General features: G+C 44.4%; 22 protein-coding genes. 7 read left to right on the forward strand and 15 right to left on the reverse strand.

What is annotated here, in order from left to right; translation table 11 throughout:
• Positions 1-118: 118 nt before the first annotated feature.
• Positions 119-1,999 (reverse strand): ATP-dependent DNA helicase RecQ, encoded by a 1,881-nt coding sequence (locus GVN16_RS16785; RefSeq protein ID WP_229244218.1) that lies wholly within the window; start codon positions 1,997-1,999, stop codon positions 119-121.
• 148 nt (positions 2,000-2,147) lie between these two features.
• On the opposite strand from GVN16_RS16785, the gene GVN16_RS16790 reads away from it, so the two are divergent.
• The 7 genes from GVN16_RS16790 to GVN16_RS16820 all read left to right on the forward strand — a co-directional run bounded on the left by GVN16_RS16790 (position 2,148) and on the right by GVN16_RS16820 (position 11,458).
• Positions 2,148-4,787, forward strand: coding sequence for a T9SS type A sorting domain-containing protein (locus GVN16_RS16790; protein ID WP_166565091.1), 2,640 nt, complete (start codon positions 2,148-2,150; stop codon positions 4,785-4,787).
• Positions 4,788-4,874: 87 nt separating this feature from the next.
• Complete coding sequence (locus GVN16_RS16795; protein ID WP_166565092.1) at positions 4,875-5,693, forward strand: EboA domain-containing protein; 819 nt, start codon at positions 4,875-4,877, stop codon at positions 5,691-5,693.
• Positions 5,694-5,779: 86 nt separating this feature from the next.
• Complete coding sequence (locus tag GVN16_RS16800; protein ID WP_166565093.1) at positions 5,780-6,796, forward strand: TatD family hydrolase; 1,017 nt, start codon at positions 5,780-5,782, stop codon at positions 6,794-6,796.
• A 3-nt stretch (positions 6,797-6,799) separates the two neighbouring features.
• Positions 6,800-7,684, forward strand: a complete 885-nt coding sequence (eboC, locus tag GVN16_RS16805; protein ID WP_229244219.1) for a UbiA-like protein EboC — start codon at positions 6,800-6,802, stop codon at positions 7,682-7,684.
• 38 nt (positions 7,685-7,722) lie between these two features.
• Positions 7,723-8,883 (forward strand): 3-dehydroquinate synthase, encoded by a 1,161-nt coding sequence (locus GVN16_RS16810; protein WP_166565094.1) that lies wholly within the window; start codon positions 7,723-7,725, stop codon positions 8,881-8,883.
• A complete protein-coding gene (gene eboE / locus GVN16_RS16815; protein WP_166565095.1) occupies positions 8,880-10,076 on the forward strand; it encodes a metabolite traffic protein EboE in 1,197 nt (398 codons plus the stop codon). Before GVN16_RS16810 ends, eboE begins: the two co-directional genes overlap by 4 nt.
• Positions 10,076-11,458 carry an alkaline phosphatase family protein gene (locus GVN16_RS16820; RefSeq protein ID WP_166565096.1) on the forward strand — a complete coding sequence of 461 codons (1,383 nt, stop codon included), beginning with the start codon at positions 10,076-10,078 and terminating at the stop codon, positions 11,456-11,458. The genes eboE and GVN16_RS16820 overlap by 1 nt, the downstream gene beginning before the upstream one ends.
• A gap of 20 nt (positions 11,459-11,478) precedes the next feature.
• Here the strand turns inward: GVN16_RS16820 and GVN16_RS16825 are convergent, their stop codons facing one another.
• From GVN16_RS16825 to GVN16_RS16890, 14 genes are all read right to left on the reverse strand, one after another.
• Positions 11,479-13,071, reverse strand: a complete 1,593-nt coding sequence (locus GVN16_RS16825) for a M1 family metallopeptidase (RefSeq protein ID WP_166565097.1) — start codon at positions 13,069-13,071, stop codon at positions 11,479-11,481.
• Between the two features lie 67 nt (positions 13,072-13,138).
• Positions 13,139-13,909 (reverse strand): TSUP family transporter, encoded by a 771-nt coding sequence (locus GVN16_RS16830; protein WP_166565098.1) that lies wholly within the window; start codon positions 13,907-13,909, stop codon positions 13,139-13,141.
• 101 nt (positions 13,910-14,010) lie between these two features.
• Positions 14,011-15,003 (reverse strand): phosphotransferase, encoded by a 993-nt coding sequence (locus tag GVN16_RS16835; RefSeq protein WP_166565099.1) that lies wholly within the window; start codon positions 15,001-15,003, stop codon positions 14,011-14,013.
• A gap of 22 nt (positions 15,004-15,025) precedes the next feature.
• On the reverse strand, positions 15,026-15,571 hold the full coding sequence (locus GVN16_RS16840; protein ID WP_166565100.1) for an adenylate kinase: 546 nt from the start codon (positions 15,569-15,571) through the stop codon (positions 15,026-15,028).
• A 60-nt stretch (positions 15,572-15,631) separates the two neighbouring features.
• A complete protein-coding gene (locus GVN16_RS16845) occupies positions 15,632-16,096 on the reverse strand; it encodes a YciI family protein (RefSeq protein WP_229244220.1) in 465 nt (154 codons plus the stop codon).
• 106 nt (positions 16,097-16,202) lie between these two features.
• Positions 16,203-16,676, reverse strand: coding sequence for an RES family NAD+ phosphorylase (locus GVN16_RS16850; protein ID WP_166565101.1), 474 nt, complete (start codon positions 16,674-16,676; stop codon positions 16,203-16,205).
• A complete protein-coding gene (locus GVN16_RS16855) occupies positions 16,673-17,101 on the reverse strand; it encodes an antitoxin Xre/MbcA/ParS toxin-binding domain-containing protein (protein WP_166565102.1) in 429 nt (142 codons plus the stop codon). Before GVN16_RS16855 ends, GVN16_RS16850 begins: the two co-directional genes overlap by 4 nt.
• 63 nt (positions 17,102-17,164) lie before the next feature.
• A complete protein-coding gene (locus GVN16_RS16860; protein WP_166565103.1) occupies positions 17,165-18,718 on the reverse strand; it encodes a serine hydrolase in 1,554 nt (517 codons plus the stop codon).
• Positions 18,719-18,793: 75 nt separating this feature from the next.
• Positions 18,794-19,417: a GyrI-like domain-containing protein gene (locus tag GVN16_RS16865; protein ID WP_166565104.1), complete on the reverse strand. Its 624-nt coding sequence runs from the start codon at positions 19,415-19,417 to the stop codon at positions 18,794-18,796.
• A gap of 79 nt (positions 19,418-19,496) precedes the next feature.
• Positions 19,497-19,970 carry a GNAT family N-acetyltransferase gene (locus tag GVN16_RS16870; RefSeq protein ID WP_166565105.1) on the reverse strand — a complete coding sequence of 158 codons (474 nt, stop codon included), beginning with the start codon at positions 19,968-19,970 and terminating at the stop codon, positions 19,497-19,499.
• On the reverse strand, positions 19,970-21,088 hold the full coding sequence (locus GVN16_RS16875; protein ID WP_166565106.1) for an ABC transporter permease: 1,119 nt from the start codon (positions 21,086-21,088) through the stop codon (positions 19,970-19,972). The genes GVN16_RS16870 and GVN16_RS16875 overlap by 1 nt, the downstream gene beginning before the upstream one ends.
• A gap of 26 nt (positions 21,089-21,114) precedes the next feature.
• Entirely contained in the window at positions 21,115-22,221 is a 1,107-nt protein-coding gene (locus GVN16_RS16880) for an ABC transporter permease (protein ID WP_166565107.1), read from the reverse strand.
• A gap of 36 nt (positions 22,222-22,257) precedes the next feature.
• The gene (locus GVN16_RS16885) at positions 22,258-23,001 is read right to left on the reverse strand and encodes an ABC transporter ATP-binding protein (protein ID WP_166565108.1); all 744 of its coding nucleotides are present in this window, start codon (positions 22,999-23,001) and stop codon (positions 22,258-22,260) included.
• Entirely contained in the window at positions 22,998-23,969 is a 972-nt protein-coding gene (locus GVN16_RS16890) for an ABC transporter ATP-binding protein (RefSeq protein ID WP_166565109.1), read from the reverse strand. The genes GVN16_RS16885 and GVN16_RS16890 overlap by 4 nt, the downstream gene beginning before the upstream one ends.
• Positions 23,970-24,023: the final 54 nt, after the last annotated feature.

The raw sequence follows: 24,023 nt of genomic DNA on the forward strand, positions 1-24,023 counted from the left end.
ATATAAAAACGGCCTTTAAAAACCATCATTTTACCCGGTTTTCTTTTTTGTCTCCTCTTATCCACACTTCTGGTTCTTTAAACTTAACCGGCTTTCAGGGCTTATTATTTCAAAGATGTTAGTCTTTCAGAAACAAAAGCCCCTGGCTGTCCATGCCTATTTCTTCGGAATCCATTTTATGACGGATCATTTTCATGAGGATGTCCGGTTTTTTGAAAACCTCTGTGCTTTCCAGTTTGGAAACCGAAACAGGAAGCATGTTTTTGAGCTGTTCGAAGTATTCATCATACAGGTCTTCTGCGATTTCCAGGTTCTTCAGGGCAATGCAATTATCGCACAAACCACAACGTACTTTGGTTTCTTCGTCAAAATAGTCCTGGAGGATCAGCATCCGACATTTTCCCTTGTTGAGCACATATTTATGAACCGATTCCAGGGCTTTTTTATCTTTTATTTTCCTTTTCTCCAGTTCCTTGTAGTCCAACGGTAAAGTAGCCGCATCAAACCTGACGGTCAGAAAAGTGAGCTGGGGTTTGTTTTTTTGAGGAACATACTCAATCATACCTGATTTACTCAGATACTCCAGCAGCTGCGTTACCTCGGCCTGGTTGGAGAAATAAGCATTGGCAATTTCCGATTCTGAGATATTGACATAGCCGGAGTACATTTCGCCGCCGTAAATACGGAGAAGGGTCTTCGAGAAGTTTTCTATCGATTCATTACGTACCTGGAAACCGTAAAATTCCTTGGGACTGGCTATGATCTTTATCCTGGTAGGGTTAAAATAGGCATCACTCAAGGTGATAAACCCCTGGTCTTCCAGCAGTTTCAGGGCAAAATGCGTTTCCCTGGGCTGCAGACCGAAAGTAGTCGCGAAGTCCTGCAAATCAAAGTCGAAAGCGGGAATAAACTCAGCCCCGACGGCCAGTTTGTAGTAATTGCATAAACTCTGATAAACTTTTTTAAGGAATTCAGCAGGAGGATATTTCAAATCGAGGTTCTTTTTTGATTCCTCGACATCACTCTGATTAAAAAGCTGAACTGCGTAAGCCTTTTGCTGGTCTCTGCCCGCTCTTCCTGATTCTTGGTAATAGGCCTCAAGGTTCTCACAGATATCCAGGTGCACCACCGTTCTTACATCTGGCTTATCAATACCCATCCCGAAGGCATTGGTTGACACAATAATTCTTGTCTGGTTATTGATCCAGGCATCCTGTCTGGCTGTTCTCTCGGTCATCGGGAGCCCGGCATGGTAAAAATTAGCGGAGATTTTGTTTTGCTGCAAAAACCTCGAAACTTCAACCGCCCTTTTGCGGGTTTTGGTATAGACGATGGAAGTACCGCCGACACTCTTAACGATATTCAGGAGTTTGGCTTCTTTGTTTTCGACCTCGAATACGGAATAGGAGAGGTTTTTACGGGCAAAACTCTGGACAAAGACCGAGGGCTTTTTCATGCCCAGTTTTTCTGTGATGTCTTTCCTGACCTGGTTGGTCGCGGTGGCCGTCAGGGCAATGGCCGGCACAGACGGGATATACTCCCTGAATTCCTGGATTTTCAGATAAGAAGGGCGGAAGTCGTAACCCCACTTGGAAACGCAGTGGGCTTCGTCAATGGCCAGAAGCCCCACTTTCATTTTTTTGACCCTTTCAATAAAGATCTCTGTATGCAGACGTTCCGGCGATACGTATAAGAATTTCTGATCACCGTATACAAAATTATCCAGCGTATAGTCAATTTCACGATAGGTCATTCCGGAATAAATCGTGGAGGCTTTTACACCCCTTGCTTTCAGCTGTTCCATCTGGTCTTTCATCAAAGCAATCAAAGGAGAGACTACAATACACACCCCGTCCAGCATCAAACCAGGCACCTGGAAGCAAACAGATTTTCCACCGCCTGTAGGCAGCAATGCCAGCGTGTCATGTCCTTTTGTTATACTTTCGATGATTTCCAGTTGTAAAGGCCTGAAATTGTCGTAATTCCAAAATTTTTTCAATATTTCGTGAGGAGAAACCATACTTTTTATAGGTCACTTGCGTATTATTATGTAAAACTATTTAAATTAAATTTTACTAATCTAAACAATCCTATTTAATATTTAATTTATATTTACAGATGACAATTTTTGAACCTTACATACAAATATGAAAATAAGAATACTTTCAGTTTTATTGATCGCTTTTTCCATAAAAAGCTTTGCACAGATTCCGTTTCAAAAGAAAACGGACAAAATGAAGGGGATAAAAGTTGTCTGTCCTGCCACCTACATTGACGCCAATACTTTTGTCGATATGCCTGCAGACGTTAAGAATGCCCTTGAGAACAAAAAGCTAAGAATACAATCTACACAGAAAGCTACTTTTATTGTTACCTATGACAGTGATTTCCCGACCAATGCCAAAGCGGCATTTCAAAGGGCTATTGATATATGGGCAGAATTGCTGAGCTCTCCGGTGCCGATCAGGATTGCCGCATTATGGAGTCCGCTCGGAAGGAACGTACTCGGCTCAGCTTCATCCGCTGATTACCTGAGGAATTTCCCGGGCTCTGTTATTGCCAACACCTGGTATCCTATCGCCATCGCTGAAAAACTGGCTGGCAAGGAACTGAACTCTGTCAATGATTTCGATATTGTGGCGGAATTCAGCAGTGATTCTCCCTGGTATTACGGACAAACCGGTACTCCGGCTGTAGGTCAGTTTGATTTTACCTCTGTGGTATTGCATGAAATGTGTCACGGTTTGGGGTTTGTAGGTTCGATGACGGTTTCGGGAAGTAACGGGTCTTATGGTTACGGATCAGGAAGTCCTTTTATTTTCGATACCTACATTCAGAATGAGGCTGCTAAGAACCTTACTGATACCGTTTCATTTAAGAACTCAACGGTAGCTCTGAGAAACGAGCTGATCAGTAACAGTTTGTATTTTGACTCGCCAAGAACCACCGCTCCTGTTTTGGATGATAAGGTGAAATTATACGCCCCGACGGTTTTTGAGCCGGGGTCGAGTATTTCTCACCTGGATGATAAAAAATATCCTTCCGGGACCATCAACTCCCTGATGACCCCGACAGCAAGGCTGAGAGAGGTCAACAGGAATCCCGGTCCTGCCACAATGAACATGTTTGCCGACATGGGATGGAAACGTTCGTCGATTGTTCATACGCCTATCAAAGACCTTGAGACGGCTACCAGCGTTAAAATTGAAGCGAAAATCCTTTCTGACACCACGTTGGTTGCCAATTCTGCCAAATTGATCTATACCATCAACCCGCCTGAAGGGGACTTGCTGAAAGACGCGATTGAATTGCCATTGGTGCTTGATGCCAAAACAGGGATGCATACCGCTACTATCCCGATCACTAACCCACAGTCGGTGGTGGTGTATTATCTTAGTGTACAGGATAATTTTAAAAATTCAGCAACAAGCCCTCCGAGTGCCCCAAGATATATCTGGGCATTTAATGTCGGCACAAAAGATACTTTCGGACCGGTGATCGAACACTATCCGCCTGATTTTTATCCGACAGACCAGCCGGTTAGTTTCCTGGCCAATGTAATCGATGATTACCAGGCGGGAATTGACACCGTTTATGTCAATTATACGGTTAACGGGCAGGCAAAGGCTCCTTTCGGTTTAAAGAAGTTTGACCTCAATGTAGACAATACTGATTTTTCTCAGGGCCGTTCTGATGAGAATGCCTATCTGGCTGAATTCGGGATTGCGAAACTTGCCGCAGGAGATAAAGTTCAATACCAGGTAGTAGCCATTGATAAGGCAAAAAACAAGACGGTTATACCTACTTATTATGCCGGAACCAACCAGACTGATAAGCCCGTGGAAACGACTTATGAATTTGTGGCTACCAATCTAAAAACGCCTGTTAGTCAGTATTTCACTGATTTTGAAGCATCAAATGATGATTTTGCAACCATAGGATTCGGAATTTCGAAACCTGACGGATTTGCTTCCAACTCATTGCATAGTTCTAATCCTTACAAAAACGGGAAAGGTTTGCTTGATCCGGTGTCAGGAGGTACCTACCTTGATTTTGCAGGAAATGAAATGGCCATGCTGAGAGTGCCGATCATCTTGAAAAAAGATTCTGCCAACATCACTTATGATGAAGTGGTTTTGGTTGAACCGGGTGAAAGCGGTTCGGTTTATGGTGATGAAGATTTTTATGACTATGTAGTGGTGGAAGCTTCTTTGGGTAACGGTTTCTGGTTCCCTTTGCAGGACGGATACGATAGCCGTGCTGACACTAACTGGGAAAGGGTTTTCAACAGTGGTTCTACTACAGGTACTGCCCCTAACTCAACCGGAAAAGGTGCTCCGTCTTTATACAAAACCCGCAAAATAGAGATATTGGGTGATGATCTGACGGTAGATGACGATGGTTCTCCGTTCCTGCTCAGATTCCGTTTGTATTCTGATCAGTTTGTAAACGGCTGGGGATGGTCTATTGACAACCTGGCTGTGCAGAAGCCAGCACCAAAAGCTTTGGCTAATGAAAACAACATTGACAGAAAAAGTATTTTTTCTATATCGCCTAATCCTTCTACTGATTATGTAAACCTGAAATTGCCGGTGACTATCCCTCAGAAAATAAAACTGGAGGTATTCTCACTGAAAGGTGAAAGTATGTACAGCGAAGAAATCCAGGTAGACGGGCCTGAGCTGGAGAAACAACTCAATGTCAAAAACTACGTCGTCGGGACATATCTGGCGAGGGTGACGCTCGATAAAGGACAGATAACAAAGAGATTTATAGTTAGAAAGTAATAAATTATACAAAAAAGGCTCAGATATCCTGAGCCTTTTTTATTTTTGTATCTGCCTTAAAATTATTTAAATAAAAGTGTGCCTGAAGTGAGTGTTGCAGATAAAATTTTTAGACTGTTATCAGAAAATAGTTCTCCGAAAGAGTCAGACTGGATTAATTCAAAGATCGCTGCTGATATTGAAAAACTTCCGTCCGCCTTTGTGGCTGCTCCCCGCTTTATTTCAAAAAATCCGGTAGATGTCTCTGTTCTTTTTGAGGATTCAAAAATAAGGACCTGGGCCCTCGATAAGCTCGCCAGGGGCTTTCTGCTGCTTAAGATCGATAATGCTTCAAAAGATAAATACACCTCAGTAATCGAATCTCTTTTTGAGACTGCCGAAGTGAACGAGGCTGTTGCCCTGTACAGTGCTTTGCCTTTTCTGCCATATCCTGAGTATTGGAAATTCAAAGCTACAGAAGCTGTCAGGTCCAACATCGGGCCGGTGTTTGATGCACTGGCTTTCGGAAATCCTTATCCGGCAGTACATTTTTCAGACCTGGAGTGGAACCAGCTGGTATTGAAATGTATCTTCAATGACAAACCTATTCATCTGATTGAGGGGCTTGACAAAAGAACCAACCGGGAATTGGCTGATTCTATTTCCAATTTTGCTCATGAACGCTGGGCAGCAGGCCGCACAGTGCCTGCCCAGGTATGGCGGCTGGTAATTAAATTTACAGATGAGAAGATAACAAATGACCTTCAAAAGCTTTTTTTATCCGGGGATATTTCTGATAATTATGCCGCAGCCCTGGTATGTCACGAATGTTCTTTTGAAAAGGCCAAAGAACTGTTAAATTTGTATCCTGATTTATCAGCCAAAGTACAGAAAGGCGAACTGACCTGGGAAGTACTTGAGGTATAAAAATTCATGCACCGTTTCCGGGATGTAATGAATTGTTCCCACTGCTTTTTATAAATTACTACTTTATTCAATCAAAAGGTATTCAAATGTGTCAAAATAACCATACCAGCAGTAACCCTTCGCATTTTGAAGGAAGTCAGGAAGAGAAAGTTCTGGCTCAGAGCATAGAACTTAACTTTATGGACTACATCAAAGACATGAAGTTCTTTGATCCGCATATCCATATGACGTCCAGGACCACTGATGACTATCAGGCTTTGGCCGATGCCGGGGTGAAGGCTATTATTGAACCTGCATTCTGGCTGGGTCAGCCGAGAACGGGCTTATCGACTTTCAAAGATTATTACAACAGTCTTATAGGCTGGGAAAGGTTCAGATCTTCCCAGTTTGGCATCAAACATTATTGTACCATTGGCCTTAACTCCAGAGAAGCGAACAACGAGGCTCTGGCTGAGCAGGTGATGGAAATTCTTCCCTTGTATGTTTACAAAGAAGGCGTGGTGGGGGTAGGGGAGATCGGTTTTGATGACCAGACTGCCGCCGAAGAAAAATATTACAGGCTTCAGCTCGAACTGTCTAAAGAAGCCAACCTGCCTGTGCAGGTGCATACGCCTCACAGGGACAAGAAAAAGGGAACCTTGCTGAGCATGTCGATTGCTCTTGAGCACGGCATTGATCCGGGCATGGTCATCATTGATCATAACAATGAAGAAACGGTCGAAAGTGTGCTTGAACAGGGCTTCTGGGCTGCTTTTACCATTTATCCGTTTACCAAAATGGGAAATGAGAGGATGGTGGAGATCGTCAGAAAATACGGATCGGAAAGGATCATGGTCAATTCCGCTGCAGACTGGGGCATCAGCGACCCGCTGGCTGTGCCTAAAACGGCTGCTTTGATGAAAATCAAAGGAATTTCAGAGGAAGATATTATCAAAGTGACGTATCAGAATGCGATTGACGCATTTGCCCAGAGCGGACAAATCACCCAGCAGGATTTTGAGATTGTGCAGGAAATTGACCAGAGTCAGAAATTCAACGGCAACACCATTCTCAGGGGAGGCCAGCAGCCAAGAATTGACAAAAACGCCATAATCATCCGGTAAGCCTTGAAATTAAGATATTATTTACAGATGTCCCGCCCGGCTAACCTGGTCACTGCTGTTGCAGATATCATGGCAGGGATTTCTATAGCCGGTTTTATTGATCATTTTCAGCATCAGCCTGATCCTGTTTCCATTGCGTGGCTTAGCCTGGCAACGATAGGCTTGTATGGCGGAGGTATTGTTTTTAACGATGTCTTTGATGCAGAAATTGATGCCATTGAAAGACCGGAGAGAGCTATTCCAAAAGGGATAATATCGGTTTCGCAGGCCACTGCATATGCCCTGGTTTTGTTTGCCGCAGGCATAGCTGCTGCTTTTGCGGTAAGCGTCATCAGTGGGCTCATTGCCTTTGCTGTGGCCGTTCTGGCTTTGTTTTATAATAAATTCGGTAAACATCATTCGTTCTTTGGCCCGCTGAACATGGGTTTGTGCAGAGGAGGTAACTTGTTACTGGGGGTGAGCATCATTAACCCGACCCTTGAAGAGGCCTGGTGGCTGGGAATCGTTCCGGTCGTATACATTGCTGCCATCACGATGGTGAGCAGGGGAGAAGTGCACGGAGGAAGCAAACAGACGCTTTGGTTTGCCGGGTTTTTGTACATCCTGGTAGACGCATTCCAGCTGTTGATGGCTTTCAGGTCCGGGAATTTTTACATAGCCCTGCCTTTTGTTTTATTGCATCTGTATCTGGTATTCAAACCTTTGCTTAAAGCCATTGAGAACCCTGTGGGGCCTAACATCGGAAAGGCCGTAAAGGGTGGAGTGCTCGCTTTAATCGTCATGGATGCCGTTTGGGTCGGCGTAGGAGGGAACTACCTTAACGCTCTCTTAGTTTTAGCTTTATTGCCCGTCTCCATCTGGCTGGCTAAATTGTTTGCCGTTACCTGATCACACACCCTATAATTTTTTTAATCACTAAGTATTTCATGAAACGCATAAAACAGTCTTTTGAGGTCAAGTTTGAATATAATGTTATTTTTACCCGGCATCTTTTTGGTGAAGGGAACCCTGAGTTCAGAAATTTCCTGAGTGATTTTGGTGACAGAAAGTATCAGAAGAAGATACTTTTTGTGGTAGATGAAGGCGTTTTTAAAAGTCATCAATACCTGGCGGAGAGCATCAGGAATTATTTTTCGGAATCAAAAGATATCCATCTGGTACCTGAACTGTTGGTGATACCCGGTGGTGAGCAGGTAAAAAACAACCAGGTTTATTTTGACCAGGTAATGAACGCCATCAACGAATTCGGTATTGACCGCCATTCTTTTGTGGCGGCTATCGGCGGCGGTGCGGTGTTGGATATGGTCGGCTATGTAGCGGCTGTGGCTCATCGTGGCGTTAAACACATCAGGATTCCGACGACTGTGTTATCTCAGAATGATTCCGGAGTAGGGGTAAAAAACAGCATCAATTATTACGGAAAGAAGAACTTCCTCGGAACATTCGCCCCTCCGGTGGCTGTGTTTAACGACTCTGAGTTCCTGACCACCCTGGAAGAAAGAGATTGGATTTCCGGAATTTCTGAGGCCGTAAAAGTAGCTCTGATCAAAGATCTCCCGTTTTTCGAATGGCTGGAAGCCAACGCAGAACTTCTGGCAGCCAGGGATATGGAGGCCATGAATACGCAGATATTCAGATGTGCTGAATTGCATATGCAGCATATTTCAAGCGGTGACCCGTTTGAGTCCGGTTCTGCACGTCCGCTTGATTTTGGTCACTGGGCTGCTCATAAACTTGAATACCTGACTGACTTTAAGATCCGTCATGGTGAGGCAGTGGCCATCGGCATTGCCCTTGATTCTGTTTATTCCCATTTAAAAGGAATGATCAGTGAAAGTGCTTTGGAAAGAATACTGGCCTTGCTTAAAAACCTCGGATTTAACCTTTTCCACCTTGCTTTGGCAGAAGACAATAAGATCAACCTGTGGAAAGGCCTGAATGAGTTCAGAGAACACCTGGGCGGCGAACTGACCATTACCCTGCTTCAGGATTTAGGTAAAGGACTGGAAGTACATGAGATCGACTTCGAATTCGTTAAAGAAGCGGTAGATTATCTTGAAAACAAATTTGAAATTTCTTATCCATGAAAATAGATTCCGGACATCTTACTTATTGCAGCAACATTCACCCGGGAGAAGACTGGGCGAAACATTTTGAAATCCTGCAATCCAGCCTGCCAGTTATCAAAGAACAGATTTCGCCTGAAAAACCTATGGGTGTAGGTTTGAGGTTGGCCAATAAAGCCAGCATTGACCTGACCCATGAAGATCATTTCAGTGCTTTTAAAAACTGGCTGGATGAAAACGATTTTTATGTCTTTACGATGAACGGCTTCCCTTACGGAGGTTTTCATGATGTGGTGGTCAAAGACCAGGTGCATGCCCCTGACTGGACAACAACGGAAAGACTGGACTATACCTTAAGAATGTTTGGTATCCTGGTGAGATTATTGCCTGAAGATATGTCTTCAGGAGGGATTTCCACTTCTCCGCTTTCTTATCGATTCTGGTGGAAAACAGAGGACGAACTTCAGCAGGCCATCAGGAAAGCTACTGAAAATATGGTGGCTGTGGCCGAGGAACTGAACGACATAAAGATCAGGACAGGGAAAACCCTGCACCTTGATATTGAACCTGAACCGGATGGTATACTTGAGAATTCATTTGAGTTTATCTCCTGGTACAATGACTGGCTTCTGCCGGTGGGTATCGAAATCATGGCATTGAAAGGCATTTCTGCCGAAATCGCGGAGAAAATCCTGAGAACGCATATCCAGCTTTGCTATGATGTCTGTCATTTTGCAGTCGGTTATGAAGAACCTGAAACTGTCATCAGGAAATTTGAATCGGAAAATATCAAGATCGGTAAAATTCAGATCAGTTCGGCGTTGAAGGTTGATCTTACTTCGGATGCCGCGGAGAAAGTCAAAGCCCTCGCCGGATTCGACGAGCCAAGCTATCTGCACCAGGTGGTAGCCAGGAAATCCGACGGGAAATTTGAAAGTTACAAAGACCTGAATGAGGCCATTGCTGACTTTGAAGAAAATAAACATGAGGAATGGAGGGTCCATTTCCATGTACCTTTGTTTATCGAAAACTACGGCTCCCTGGCTTCTACGCAATCCGAAATCATCAAGACGCTGACTGTGCAGAGAAATACGCCTTTCACAGAACACATGGAAGTGGAAACTTATACCTGGGGTGTTTTGCCTTCAGAAGTACAAGCCCCATTAAATGATTCTATTGTCAGGGAAATGCAGTTTGTAAAGCAATTATTATAATGAAGAAAACAGTAGTAATAGACATTGTAGGTTTAAGTCAGAGTGTGATCGGGGAGTATACTCCTTTTATAGAAGGATTTCTGAAAAAGAACTATCTGACCCATATTAAACCTGTTTTTCCGGCTGTTACTACCACTTCGCAGGCTTGTTATATTACCGGTAAGAACCCCGATGAACATGGAATTGTCGGAAACGGCTGGTATGACCGCCAGGACAACGAGGTGAAATTCTGGAAGCAATCCAACGCCCTGATTGAAAATGAGAAGATCTGGGAAAGGGCCAAAAAGAAAAATCCGGCTTTTACAAGCTCCGTGATGTTCTGGTGGTACAACATGTATACTTCTGCTGATTTTTCGGTGACTCCCAGGCCGCAATATCACGCTGACGGCGTAAAAGCACCGGATTGTTATTCCCATCCCGGGAGTCTTCGCGATGAACTGCAAAAAGACCTGGGCACTTTTCCTTTGTTCAATTTCTGGGGGCCAAATGCCAATATCAAATCTTCGAAATGGATAGCAGATGCTTCTGTCTGGGTAGATAAGGCCCATGATCCTACACTCTCACTGATTTATCTGCCTCACCTGGATTACTGCCTGCAGAAATTCGGCGTAGACTTCAGCAAGATCCACAAGGAACTGAAAGAAGTGGATGAGCTGGTCGAAATGCTGGTCAATCACTACCAAAGCAAGGGAGCCAATGTTATTTTATTGTCAGAATATGGCATTAACGATGTCAGCAAGCCCATTCACCTTAACAGGATTTTCAGAGAACACGGTCTGATTGCAATCAGGGAGGAAAAAGGACTTGAATTGCTTGATGCGGGGGCTTCTGAGGCTTTTGCTTCGGCTGATCACCAGATTGCCCATATCTACGTCAAAGACAAGTCCAGGATAGAAGAAGTGAAGAAAATACTAGATACTGTTGAAGGCATCGCCTTTATCCTTGACGAAGACGGCAAGAAAAAATTTAAACTCAACCATGAGAGAGCCGGAGATATAGTCGTGATGGCGAAGTCAGACAGCTGGTTTACTTATTATTACTGGAACGACGACAGCAAGGCCCCTGATTATGCCAGGTTGGTGGATATTCACCGGAAGCCGGGTTACGATCCTGTCGAGATGTTCATGAACCCTAAAAATCCGTTCATCAAGTTGAGAGCCGCTTATAAACTGGCCAGAAAACTGTTGGGATTCAGGTATCTGATGGACGTGATTCCACTGGATGCTACTTTGGTCAAAGGATCGCACGGAAGTACTCAGATCGGAAAGGAATATTATCCTGTGCTGATTTCAGATCAGAAATTTACGGAAGGCGAAATTGAAGCCATTGATGTTTACGGCATCATCTGGAAGTCGGTGTTCGGGTCAGAAAATCCGGATTGAACTTCCTGACCCTTTATGTTTTAATCGAGAATAACTCTTTTCAGATAATAAACCTTCGGATCGGCCACCGGAACAGAACTGCTCTGGATGGTAATTCCTTCTTTATCAATGATTTTTCTTTCCACACCGAATGAGGTCTGGATGTCTACAGGCAACTTAGCGTTGTAATTCAGCAATTTGACCAGGTATTCATCTTCGTCTGTTTTTTTGATACCGATTTCCAGCTTTTTGGTGGTTCTCAGAAACAGATCGAACAGAGGCTTTAAATCTTGCCCTGAAGCATCACTGAAGAGTTTTTGTACGTCATTGGTGCTCACCAGGTTATTGTAAGTATATTTTGAATCTGTAGACAGTTTTTTCAGGGTCGGAAAAAATACTTCGTCGCCGATCACATACCGCATGGTATGCATAAAGAAGGCTCCTTTCCCATAGATGTCCGGGTGATAAACCGTGTCAGAATCCATAAATTCCCCTAAAACAACGGGTAGTTCATTCCTTGTACTCCTGGCTGTCGCCTCCATGCGTTTCAGGTAGGCCTCTTCGCCTGCGTGTTCCAGCACATAAAGAGCATCACCAAACGTACAGATGCCCTCCTGTACCCACATATCGGCCCAGTCCACGCCTGTCACTTTATTGCCCCACCATTCATGTCCGAACTCGTGGTGCATGAGCCAGTCGAAATCTTCTCCGGCTACTTTGGTATATCTGAATTTGTTTCCGTAGGCATTCAGTGTCTGGTGTTCCATGCCCAGGTGTGGGGTTTCGACAATGGCAAGTTTTTCTTTTACCCACGGATATTCTCCAAAATACTTTTCTTGTGTCCTGGCGATTTTCTCAAAGATATCCAGATGCTTTTCAGCTTTGTCGGCATGTTCTTCAAGCACATAGAACTGCATCGGAACAGTGTTTCCGTCTACTGTTTTATAATTCCTGCTCACCACTTTGTATTTACCGACATTGAAAAGGATGCTGTAATTATTGATGGTATAGCTGGTCTTCCAGTGAAAAGTGGTTTTCTTCTTCTTGGTGGTCTGTTTGATCAGCAAACCCGGTCCGGCTACATATAATCCTTCCGGTACAGTAATGATCATGTCTGCACCTTCATTCGGTTCATCACTCGGATGGTCTTTGCAGGGGAAATACAGTTTTGCACCTTCGGATTGGCAGGTGATGGCTACCCAGGGGTTGCCCGCACCGTCGGTTGTCCAGGTGAAACCTCCTGTCCAGGGCGGTCTTTTTGCGATGATAGGAAGGCCATAGTATTGAATTTTAACTTTAATACTGCCCGGAGCAAGCGGAGCCTTCAGGTTGATTTTTACAAAATCATTGTCATACAGAAAAGCCTCTTCTTTGGTATTTACCCATACTTTTTCAACAGTGAATCCTCTTACAAGGTCGAATAATAAAACGTCTGTACTTTTTGAAGTAATCAGGTCTATTTCTGTGTAACCGGCAATGCTTTTGGCGGCCGGGTCAACGTCAAGAGCCACAGTGTAATGCCTGATGTCCATTAGTGCCTGTTCAGGTTTGAGGATACCCCCTGATTTCAGGTTCTGGGCCCTGGCATAGGTAATGAGAAGGGAAAGGAAGAGAACGAGTAGTTTTTTATTCATTATTATCTAGTTTAAGTTAAGGTAAATGTAATGAAAAGCCGGCGGAGTTGAAAACAGGAACAGGAGTTTATGACCTGAAAAATACATCATAGGCAAACCTCAGGATCGTGCCACAGATGACAATCAGGAAGAATATCCGGATAAAATCATTGCCTTTGCTGATGGCGAGTTTGGCTCCCAGCCAGCCGCCGACGGCATTGCTGGCTGCCATGGGCAAGGCAACAGCCCATATGATCTGACCTTTGAGGATAAAGAGGATGATGGACCCGACGTTGGTGGACAGGTTCACCAGTTTAGCATTGGCTGAAGCGTGTAAAAAATCAAAGCCCATCAGCGTGATAAAAGCAATAATGAGAAAGCTGCCGGTGCCAGGACCAATGAACCCGTCATAAAACCCGATGATGAGGCTGATCAGAACAGCGACTCGGTATTGTTTCTTTTTTGAAATGGTGACGGGTTTGTATTGACCAAAGTCTTTTTTGAGAAATGTATAAATGGCTAAAGCCACCAGGATAGCCAGCAAAAGAGGTTTCATGAAAGCATTGCTGACATGGGTAAGCAGTTCAGAACCTGCGTAAGCCGATACCAGGGCAATGAGCATCATGAGTAAGGCCAGTTTCAGATCGAGTCTGACTTTTTTGAGGTATTGAAAGGTGGCCACGCTCGTTCCGCTGAAGGCGGGCACTTTCAGTGAGCCTATTACCTTTGATACGGGCAGGTAAGGAAGAAGAATGAGACCTGCAGGCATCTGGATAAGTCCGCCACCACCCACAATAGCGTCGACAAATCCGGCAGAAAAAGCTGCCAGGCAAAGAAGGAAAATGGTTATTTCGTCCACTCAGGTTTAAAATAGGTACTTAAATATAGGATCAGCTGTGTTAAATATGGTTTAAAATAATTCATGTTCATGGATTATTTTAATTTTTCATATTCACCATGCTATTTTTTGTCCATTTCATTGTAATCAAACCAGCCTTTGAGCAGAATGCTGATGAATCTTTTCAGGTAATTTTCATTCAGGAACACATTCGACCAGTTGTCGTAACGCCTGCACTGAATGCCCAGGTAAAAGTAATAACAACTCATGGCCAGGGTCGGGATCAGGCTTTTTTCTGTTGCAGTTAACGGAGTTACAGATTCATAACCCTTTAAAAACCAGGCTTTCTTTTCTTTATACTCTTCGTTGACTTTTTCTGTGCTTTTGATCTGGAGAATGTAATACGCCACATCCTGTACCAGCCAGCCGTTTCCGCAAAAATCAAAATCAAAGAGCGTTACCTCTTCATTGTTGAGGATATTCAGGTTGTCGCACCAGATGTCTGTATGAATGATTCCTTTCCTGATTTCATCGGTGTTGGCTTCGCGGATATGCTTCAAAAGAACTTCGCGTGTTGAAAGCAAAAAGCCCATTTCATCCGCTTCAGCAGACAGGAATTGGCTGATGTACTTTAACGGTTCAGAAAGCAGGGTTTCAGTGCCGTAATTAACCCTTTTCAATGAAAGATCATGGGTTACCTTATGCATTTGAGCCATGATTTCCCCGATCTTTTCATGCAGTTCTTTCGGGAAATTAAGTAGTTTTTCTCCCGCAGCGTAAGAAAACATTACGCCGGACCTCTGGCCTTCGGGAGCGTCAAGAATTTGGATATACTGGCCTTCAGCATCTTTTAAAGCATAAGAAACGGGGATGTCGTGGGCCTTAAGCTCTTCAAGGAGTCTGATTTCTTCCAGGATTTCCATTTCAGTTCTCCACTGGTAACTGTAGACGCGATAAATGAATTTTTGATGACCCGCATCCACAAGATAGGTGTGGTTGATCCCGGTTTTGAGAAGTTTGCAGGTGGTATTTTCAGGAAGAGCAAATCGCTGTTTTAGAAAGATGCCGAGCTCGTTTGCTGATAAAGTCGAGTTTGAAACCGCGAAATGGCTCATTTTTTTAGGGTTTATGAAGTGATTAATCTGAAATCCTGGATATTTCGTCCAATACCAGCCTGAAACGCTGCTCTACCGTTACGTCTCCCCTGATTTGCAGAACCGGAACGTCTAATGCAGAAAGCCATTTTTCATGGGAGGCTATGGTTCTTCCTGTCAGACTGGTGGTGTCATATCCTGAAGCCCAGTTGATAAAATCCAGGTATTGCTGATTTCTGGCCGGATCGGTATAAATGATGTTTCCATACCTTTCAAATTCTCTTTTTTTGAGCCTTTCTATCCTGATTTCGGTCGGAATCCACAGAAAAACAGCCAGGTCGAAGGTCGGAAATAAGTGGTCGCCCCAGCTGATCACTGAGCCACCGAGTATCCAGCCCTCGTGCCGCCTCATGTCTGAAATGATCATTTCATTTCGCACCTGCGGGTTTCGTCTCACGGTAAACGGAGGCTCGGATTTCTCCCAGTAATAAAAATCAGTATCGAAATACGGTATTTGTAAATGACCGGAGAGCTTTTCTCCCAAAGTGCTTACCCCGGAGCCGGAAGCTCCAAAAATATGTATTTTCATGACTTTGCCTGATTTTGGGATCGCAAAGGTAGTCAGGAAAAGCAGATATTAAAATGATGGTCAGGGTTTCTTCTTTTCTACCTGGTCATGGTATTTGAGATACATTGGTAAAGCAGCAGACCCATACCAACCGAATATCTCGGCTTCAAGCAATTTCTCTTTAATGGCCGGGTCGGTTTCCAGCAGGGCCAGGGCTTCTTCATTGGTTTTGACATTCAGGATAAATATCCCGCGGTAGCTTTTATCATTTTTTCTGAGCGGACCGGCCACGATAAGTTTGCCGGAAGATGCCAGGCGGCCGATATTATCCAGGTGTCCTCTGAAAAGACTGTCTGTTTTTGCTTTGTCCAGAGAAGTGTTTGAGCCGGTTTTCAATATCACCATTGTGTACATCTTCATGCCGTAATCATCACCACCAAGCGAATCAGCCAGGGTTTTATTGTAGACAGGGTTATCTTTCTGACCTTTTACGGTTCCCAGAATGCTCATCAGTATTGTTAAAGTAACCAGGTATTTTTTCATCATCGGGATGGTTTATGGTTGACAAAACGCAGTGAAATATATCAGGAAAAAATGAGAATCTGATTAACCGGTTGATAATATTATAAGGTTGGGGGCTTACAGCCGGGAGCTATATCCCTAAAGAGCGTACAAACAACCTCTCGTCAAAGCTGAACGGCTCAATACTTTCGATTCTGACATCTTCAAAATCACGGTGATCGGGATTGATGAGGTAATTGAATTCTCCCTGAACCACCACGGAAGGTACTTTGAAAACCAGGTGTTTACGTTCATAGGCAAATACATCACCGATTTGTTGCGTGGTACGCGAGTGGGAGAAAGCTTTCCAGTCTTTCGGCAATTTATCAAACGGCATCTCAAGAACAGAAGCATCGTCCGGAATGAAGATAGAAATGAGCTCATAGCCTTCCGGAAGCAGGCCTAGAGGAGTATGAACAGCTATCTCTGCTGTACACAAAGCCCTGGACTGACTGGTGTAAACCAAAGCCACTCCTTTGCTGTTCCAGCGGCCGCCGCTTTTTTCTGCTCCGCGGCCTGAAAGGTCTGATGAATATTTAGCTTTACTTAAGCGGTAAACTATCATGCCAGCACGCCATATTCGATCCGTCCCAATTCGTCATCCAGGAGGTTAATGCCAAAACTGCTGTCCAGAAGTGTTTTGGGTTTAACGCCTCCCAGGGCGAGGTTTTCGGTTTCGAGCCATGAGTTGAATTTCTTGCTGTCACCAAATACTTCTATGCCCTTTTTGTAAAGAATATAGATCTCGACAATTTTTTCTGATTGCGGTACATCAAAAGTCTTCTGCTCATTTTTGTATCTGAGCATGGTCCGCTCCGAAAGGTGCAAAAAACCGGACCATTCATGCATGCTAAAGGGGCTCTGCTCTGCAAATTCATCAAAAAGATTAAATTTAATGCCTTTCCTGACCATAGAGATCAGCGTCAGTACATTCATGTCTTCCAATGCATTGGGAGTAACTTTGGGGCCGAACAGATTTACATTCTTCATATATTTCTTTACTTCTATTACAAAATTAAGAAATTTGTCTTAAATAATCAGTCATTTGTCTGATTATTTTTCAGCACTCCAGATATGATACTCCTGGATCAGTCCGGGGTTTTCAGCGGTAAGGGTAAAGCTGATTTTGATATTGGCTTTTTCACCTTCCAGGATAAAGGAACCTCTCAGACCGTTTTCAGGGATCAGTTCTCTGACTTTTACGATCTTTCCGGCCTTGTTATAGACTTCCAGGGCTTCTTTTCTCAGTGTTTCAGTGAAATAATCCAGGAAGAAGTTGTCAGCAAAAAGTCCGCTTTTTTCTGCATTGTTCCAATCCGGCAAAAGTTTGACCAGATCATTTTTACGTTGGTTAAGAATGGAGGAAGGCTGCATCTGGCGTGGTTTCAGTTCAGCCAGGGTAATCAGTTTATCCAGGACGATGGTGTTAAGTGCTGAAGTGGAAGCATAGGTTGAATTGGCAAACAGCATAATCCCCACGCCATAATCCGGTAAAATAGCCCAGTTACTGCCAAAGCCAGGTAAACCACCACTGTGCCCGACGGTGGTACGGCCATCGCCGTCTTTAGTCCATCTTAAACCATATCCGTAGGCTGAAACCAGGGGAGTGGCTTTGCCGTCAGGGTATTTGTATTTTGCGTTGATATTGTTGAAGTTCCATGGAAACTGCATTTCTCTCACAGAGCTGCGTCTGACAGGACCTGTTTCTTTCAGGTCGGAAGGGGGCCAGGCAGACAGGTGAAAGGCCATATATTTACCGAAATCATCAATGGAAGTAATCAACCCGCCCATAGAACCCCACGAACCGTCGTGCAAAAGGGGTTGCTCCACCCAGGCCTCATTGAGCCATCGGTAGCCATGAGCCAGTTGTTTTGCCGGCACTTTGGTGTATTCCCAGTAAGTATTGTTCATGCCCAATGGCTGCAGGATGTTCTTATTAATGTACGACTGGTAAGATTCTCCGGATACTTTTTTGATGATCAGCCCCAGCATGGCAAAGCCCAGGTTGCTGTATTCGTAAGCTATACCCGGATCATTGGAAAACGAAAGTTTATTTTTGATGAGATCGGTCAGTTGTTTGTCTGTATCGCCCAGGTGTCTGTCTCCCCAGGGATTATCTTCAGGAAATCCTGCCGCATGGGTAAGCAGATGCCTTACCGTAGCCACCGGGGCATCCAGGGTAGGATAGGGCTGGCCTTTCATTTCAGGGATATACAGGTAAACCGGATCATCGAGCTTCAGTTTACCTTCATCGCGAAGTTTGAGGATGGCCATGGAGGTAAAGCTTTTGCTCATTGAAGCGATCCTGAATCCCGACTGGGAAGTTGCAGGGGTTTTTGATGAGAGTTCTGTAAAACCCAGGTTTCCGGTATGAATCACTTTGCCGTCCACCATCAAACCATATACTGTGCCCGGGAAATGGTTTTTAGCGGCATATTCCTCGATGATTTTGTCGAGTTGGGGCAAAGCTTTCTGAATTTTCTGCAGACGTTCGCTGTCTTCAAAAAAGTAGCCGCCGTAAGTAATGTGACTTTGGGCAGAAAGTTTTACACTGACCTGGAAAATGGTGAACAAACAAATGAGTCTGAGCTTAGAAAACGATGGCATAACCGCTTGATTTTTGTGATGAGTGAAACACTGAGTCGCTGGTTTCAAATATAACAATAAAATCCCGGTCAGAAATCATTTCACAGGTTCTCTCAGGATAGTTTTTAATTGGTCTGAGGGTGTTTTTCTGAAATCAGACAGGTAGATTTCATGATGCAGGCCATTCCTGGATAAATTGTTTTGCTCACAAAACGCCAGTATCAGCTTCAGGCTTTCGGGTTCTGTTGAGAAGGGACCTTTATGCAACATCTGCACACATTGCCCTTCGTTCATTTCGAAAAGTTCCACTTCATCTGCCAGTTGCAGGTTTTTCCGTGACACCACGGCATTGATGGCCGTACTGACCTCGTTTTCTTTCACAAATTCCGGCATGCGTATCAGTAAACGGTATTCCCACTCACTTCTCGGCACGGCTACGGGCGACTCATCCATGGTTGTATTGCCGAACCGTTCTTCGTCAAACCACCAGAGTCCTTCGAGTTTAGCCACGACAAAATCATGACCCAGTGATTTCAATATAAATTTGAGCGTATAAGCCGTTGAATAAAGGGCCTGGATGCGTTGGCTGTAATCTTCGCCTGAAGGGTCGCCCTTGCCTCTGACGGAGAGAAACTGTGCCTTTTCGATATGGACCAATTCTGGTTTGGTTTTCGCTGTATAGTAGGCTTTGTACTTTTTTGATAGATCTAATTTTTCCATTTCTGAGTTTATTTACCATTAAAAATAGCAAATAAAAAAGACGCTACTGACAACCCTATGTCAGTCATGTTTAAAAATTTCAGAGAGGCAGTACTGATTTTTTTCTCATGATGGTATTCCTGAAGGTAACACCGTTGAAGGTTTTCTCATATTGATGGTCGGTTTCAAAACCACTTTTAAGGAAAAAGGGTACCGCCGTTATACTTACGTCTGACCAGATTTCGGGAAGGGCTTTTTTTGTTGCAAAGATTTCCATCTCATGCATCAGCCGTTTAGCCACACCCAGGCGTTGATAATCTTTATGTACAAATATCAGGTCAATATAGCCTTCAAAACTGATGGAAGCAAAGCCGGCTATCACACCATTGATTTCTGCGACCAGAAAGTATTGTTCTGTTATCCTGTTTTTCCAGCCTTCCTGGTTAGAAGCTCCGGACGACCAGGCATTGAGCTGGTCTTCTGTGTAGTCAGCAGCATTGACCGTTTGAATGGTTCCTGCAAATAACTGCAGGATTTCGCCGAGGTCCTGAAATGTTGCTCTCCGTGTTTCCATCAGGAAGTTTTTTTGTAATTAAGGATGGCCCAGCCGTTCAATATGATAGCAAAAACGCCAACACTGGCCAGGTGGGGGAGGATATCAGAAAACCCGCTTCCCTTCAGAATCACCATCCGCATAACAGCTATCAGGTAGCTCACGGGGTTGAACCTCGTAACAACCTGTGCCCATCCCGGCATACTCTCAATGGACGTGAAGAGCCCACCCATCAAAATGAACACCATCATAAAGAAGAACATGATAAACATGGCCTGCTGCTGGGTATCGCAGAAAGTGGAAATCAGCAAGCCGAAACCCATGACGACAAGGAGGTAAACCCAGACAAAGCTATACAAAACAATCAAATGGCCCAGGGGAATGATGCCGTAAATAATGTAGGAAACGCATAAGCCCACCGTAAAAACAATGTTTCCCAACACCCAGAAAGGAATCAGCTTACCTAATATAAAATGATGTTTTTTAATGGGAGTTACGTTGATCTGCTCTATAGTGCCTACTTCTTTTTCCTTGACGATATTCAGAGCTGTCAGGAAACCACCGACCATAGTGACCAAAATGGCCAGAATGCCGGGTACCATAAACACTTTGTAATTCATCAGTGGATTAAACCAGTTCGTAGAACTGATATCAATGGAAGGCATCGGGTTTAACCTGCTTGGCTGAATCAGTTCCAGTCGCAGGTCCATGTTGTAATTACGGATGATGTTGCCCAGATAGGCTCCGCCGAGATTGGCTTTTGTGCCGTTGATCGCATTTACAGCCACAAAAAGTTTCTGCTCATTTTCCCTGATCAGGTTCTTTTCAAAACCGTGCGGAATTTCCAGGATCAGGTCGGCTTTGTCGCTTTCTATCAGATGGAATGCATCTTTAAAAGAAGGGTTGTAACCCGCTAGTCTGAAGTATCCCGAGGCCGTTATTTTATTGATCAGGCTGCGGGAGTAAGTCGAATGGTCATGATCTACCACGGATAAATTGATGTTTTTTACCTCGTAGTCTGCCGCCATCGGCATCACGATCAGCTGCATGACGGGCATAAAAACGATCATCGAGACGATAGCCCTGTTCCTGAATATCTGCCTGAATTCTTTTTGTAATAAAAATTTAATGGTCCTCATTGCCGGAGTCTTAAAATGATGATAAATTAACTCAACCTGATTTTGAAATTCTTCAGGCTGATAAACAGGAAAAACAAGGTCATTCCGCCCAATATCAGGGTTTCTTTCCAGATGGCTTGTATGCCCAGCCCTTTGATCATGATCGACTTGACAATGATGTAAAACCATTTGGCCGGAACAATGTTCGAGATGACCTGCAAGGGTAGCGGCATGTTTTCAATCGGGAACATAAACCCGCTGAACAGCATGGTCGGCAAAAGCATACCCATCAGTGAAATCAGCATAGCTACCTGCTGCGACTCTGTTTTAATGGAAATGAAAATACCCAAAGATAAGCAGGTAATGATAAACAGGGTACTTTCTGCAAACAAAAGCAGTATGCTTCCGTTGACGGGTAAGTCCAGCACAAAAACACTCAGCAAGAGGATACTGCTTACATTAATTAAGGACAAAATCAGGTAAGGAGCCGCTTTTGACAAAATAACCAGGAATGGTTTGAATGGGGACACCAATAGAATCTCCATGGTCCCTGTCTCTTTTTCCTTGACAATGGCAATGGCCGTCATCATGACGCTGACCAGCATTAACACCAACGCCATCACACCCGGCACAAAATTATGCACGCCTTTCAGTTGCGGATTGTACATCATCCTGGTTTCCGGAACGATCCTGTAGGGCACCGTCATCGTTTTGTTCAGCTCGGATTGGTAATCCTGGACGATCGACGACAGGTAATTGGTCAGCATGTTGGCGGTATTGGGATCAGAGGCATCAGCCAGTATCCTGATCTGGGCCTGGTTCTGGTGCAGCAAATCATGGGTAAAACCTGCCGGGAAAATCACACCGAGTTTTATTTTACCTCTCTTAAAAGCCTCGACGATCTGATGAGGATCAGAAACGGATCGCTCGATCTCAAAATAACGGCTGGCCTCAATCTTAGAGATCAGCTCGCGGCTCATATCGTCATTGGCCTGGTCTGCGACAATGATCGTCGCGTTTTTTACCTCGTTGGTCAGTGCAAATCCGAAGATCAGGATTTGTACGACCGGCATACCAAAAAGAATCAGCAGAGTCTTCCGGTCCCGCAAAACATGCAGGAACTCTTTTCTGACAAAGGTGATAAACTGTTTCATAAGTTCTTTTTGCAGCCGTTAGCCACGGCTTTTATTTTAATTATCACTTCGTGTTGCTTTACGGGCCAGCTGGTAAAACACGTCATCCATCGAGTCGGATTTAAACTGTTCTTTCAACCGGTGGGGGGTATCCAGGGCTTCTATTTTTCCGTCTACCATGATCGAAACCCGGTTACAATATTCGGCTTCGTCCATGTAGTGGGTCGTCACAAAAATCGTAATGCCACGGTTGGAAGCCTCATAGATCATGTCCCAGAACTGCCGCCTGGTGATCGGGTCCACGCCGCCGGTCGGTTCATCCAGGAAAACGATTTTAGGCTCATGAAGAATCGCTACCGAAAACGAAAGCTTCTGTTTCCAGCCTAAAGGCAGAGAAGCCACCAGTTTTTTGGCTTCAGAAGCCAGACCCAGCTGGGTGATGAGTTCTTCGCTTTTGGTTTTGAGCTGAAGGTCCGTCAGCCCATAGATACCCCCAAAAAAACGGATATTCTCAAGTACCGTGAGGTCTTCATACAAAGAAAACTTCTGGCTCATGTACCCGATGTTCTTTTTGATCTGCTCCGTCTGTTTGTAAACATCAAACCCTGCGATTTCGGCCTTCCCTGAAGAAGGGGTTGACAAGCCACAAAGCATCCGCATGGCGGTGGTTTTCCCGGCTCCGTTGGCACCCAGGAATCCGAATATTTCTCCTTTATAAACCTCAAAACTGATTTCGTTCGTGGCAATAAAATCACCGAAGCGTTTGGTCAGTTTGTCTGTTTTGATGACGGTCTCTTTCATGATTTTACTATTTCAGTTTCATCTCCTGCCAGGAATCTGATAAAACAATCTTCTATGGTAGGTTCAATTTCTTTGATGACAATGTCTTTATGTCCCTTTTCAGAAAGGTATACCTGAATCATCCGGCTTGTTTTTTCCGGCTGCCCTTCCCGGGCGGCAGACACGTGCAGATACTCTCCGAAAGAATAAGAACTTAAAGCCACCGGAAACGCCGCCAGGTCATTTTTGAGTTGATAAATATGCTCTGATTTAACAGCAAACAGGTCTGAAGGATAATCCTTCACAATCTGATCCGGCGTGTCAATCGAAAGTATTTTTCCGTTCTGAATAAGGGCAATCCTGTCACAAAGCGTGGCTTCGTCCATATAAGGGGTTGAAACCACTATGGTAATGTTCTGGGCCTTCAGTCTTTTCAGCATTTCCCAGAATTCCTTGCGGGAAACAGGATCGACCCCGGTGGTAGGTTCATCAAGGAACAGCACCGTCGGTTTATGGATCAAAGCACAGCACAGGGCCAGTTTTTGTTTCATCCCGCCGGAAAGCTTCCCGGCCCTTCTTTTTTTGAACGGCTCAATCTGAACATAGATATCCTTGATCAAGTGGTAGTTTTCTTCTACGGTAGTGTTAAAGACCGTCGCGAAAAAGTTGAGATTTTCTTCAATGCTCAGGTCCTGGTAAAGCGAGAACTTCCCGGGCATGTATCCTACGGTATTTCTGATGGCTTTATAATCTTTAACGACATCGAGCCCGTCAACTTTGGCAGAACCACCATCCGGCAGCAGCAAAGTGGTCAGCATTCTGAAAATACTGGTTTTCCCGGCCCCGTCGGGTCCTATCAGGCCGAAAAGCTCGCCCGGATTCACCGTGAAGGATACTTTGTCTACCGCCAGGGTTTTCTCTTTTCCATAAACTTTCGTTAATGAATCACAGATGACCGCCGGCCCGGTTTTATTTATTGAAACATTCATAAAATCATACTTTGATGCCTGTGCCTTCTTTTCATGACACGGCTCTTCGTTTTC

Origin of the sequence: Emticicia sp. CRIBPO (assembly GCF_009905725.1) — a bacterium.
Lineage (GTDB): Bacteria > Bacteroidota > Bacteroidia > Cytophagales > Spirosomataceae > Leadbetterella.

Excerpts from the sequence above, each read along its gene's own strand:
- GVN16_RS16850 (WP_166565101.1), bottom strand. The coding sequence starts at position 16,676 with ATGATAGTTTACCGCTTAAGTAAAGCTAAATATTCATCAGACCTTTCA.
- GVN16_RS16810 (WP_166565094.1), top strand. The coding sequence starts at position 7,723 with ATGAAACGCATAAAACAGTCTTTTGAGGTCAAGTTTGAATATAATGTT.
- GVN16_RS16855 (WP_166565102.1), bottom strand. The coding sequence starts at position 17,101 with ATGAAGAATGTAAATCTGTTCGGCCCCAAAGTTACTCCCAATGCATTG.
- GVN16_RS16820 (WP_166565096.1), top strand. The coding sequence starts at position 10,076 with ATGAAGAAAACAGTAGTAATAGACATTGTAGGTTTAAGTCAGAGTGTG.
- GVN16_RS16800 (WP_166565093.1), top strand. The coding sequence starts at position 5,780 with ATGTGTCAAAATAACCATACCAGCAGTAACCCTTCGCATTTTGAAGGA.
- GVN16_RS16825 (WP_166565097.1), bottom strand. The coding sequence starts at position 13,071 with ATGAATAAAAAACTACTCGTTCTCTTCCTTTCCCTTCTCATTACCTAT.
- GVN16_RS16790 (WP_166565091.1), top strand. The coding sequence starts at position 2,148 with ATGAAAATAAGAATACTTTCAGTTTTATTGATCGCTTTTTCCATAAAA.
- GVN16_RS16840 (WP_166565100.1), bottom strand. The coding sequence starts at position 15,571 with ATGAAAATACATATTTTTGGAGCTTCCGGCTCCGGGGTAAGCACTTTG.
- eboE (WP_166565095.1), top strand. The coding sequence starts at position 8,880 with ATGAAAATAGATTCCGGACATCTTACTTATTGCAGCAACATTCACCCG.
- GVN16_RS16845 (WP_229244220.1), bottom strand. The coding sequence starts at position 16,096 with ATGATGAAAAAATACCTGGTTACTTTAACAATACTGATGAGCATTCTG.
- GVN16_RS16885 (WP_166565108.1), bottom strand. The coding sequence starts at position 23,001 with ATGAAAGAGACCGTCATCAAAACAGACAAACTGACCAAACGCTTCGGT.
- GVN16_RS16860 (WP_166565103.1), bottom strand. The coding sequence starts at position 18,718 with ATGCCATCGTTTTCTAAGCTCAGACTCATTTGTTTGTTCACCATTTTC.
- GVN16_RS16890 (WP_166565109.1), bottom strand. The coding sequence starts at position 23,969 with ATGAATGTTTCAATAAATAAAACCGGGCCGGCGGTCATCTGTGATTCA.
- GVN16_RS16875 (WP_166565106.1), bottom strand. The coding sequence starts at position 21,088 with ATGAGGACCATTAAATTTTTATTACAAAAAGAATTCAGGCAGATATTC.
- GVN16_RS16835 (WP_166565099.1), bottom strand. The coding sequence starts at position 15,003 with ATGAGCCATTTCGCGGTTTCAAACTCGACTTTATCAGCAAACGAGCTC.
- GVN16_RS16865 (WP_166565104.1), bottom strand. The coding sequence starts at position 19,417 with ATGGAAAAATTAGATCTATCAAAAAAGTACAAAGCCTACTATACAGCG.
- GVN16_RS16870 (WP_166565105.1), bottom strand. The coding sequence starts at position 19,970 with ATGGAAACACGGAGAGCAACATTTCAGGACCTCGGCGAAATCCTGCAG.
- GVN16_RS16880 (WP_166565107.1), bottom strand. The coding sequence starts at position 22,221 with ATGAAACAGTTTATCACCTTTGTCAGAAAAGAGTTCCTGCATGTTTTG.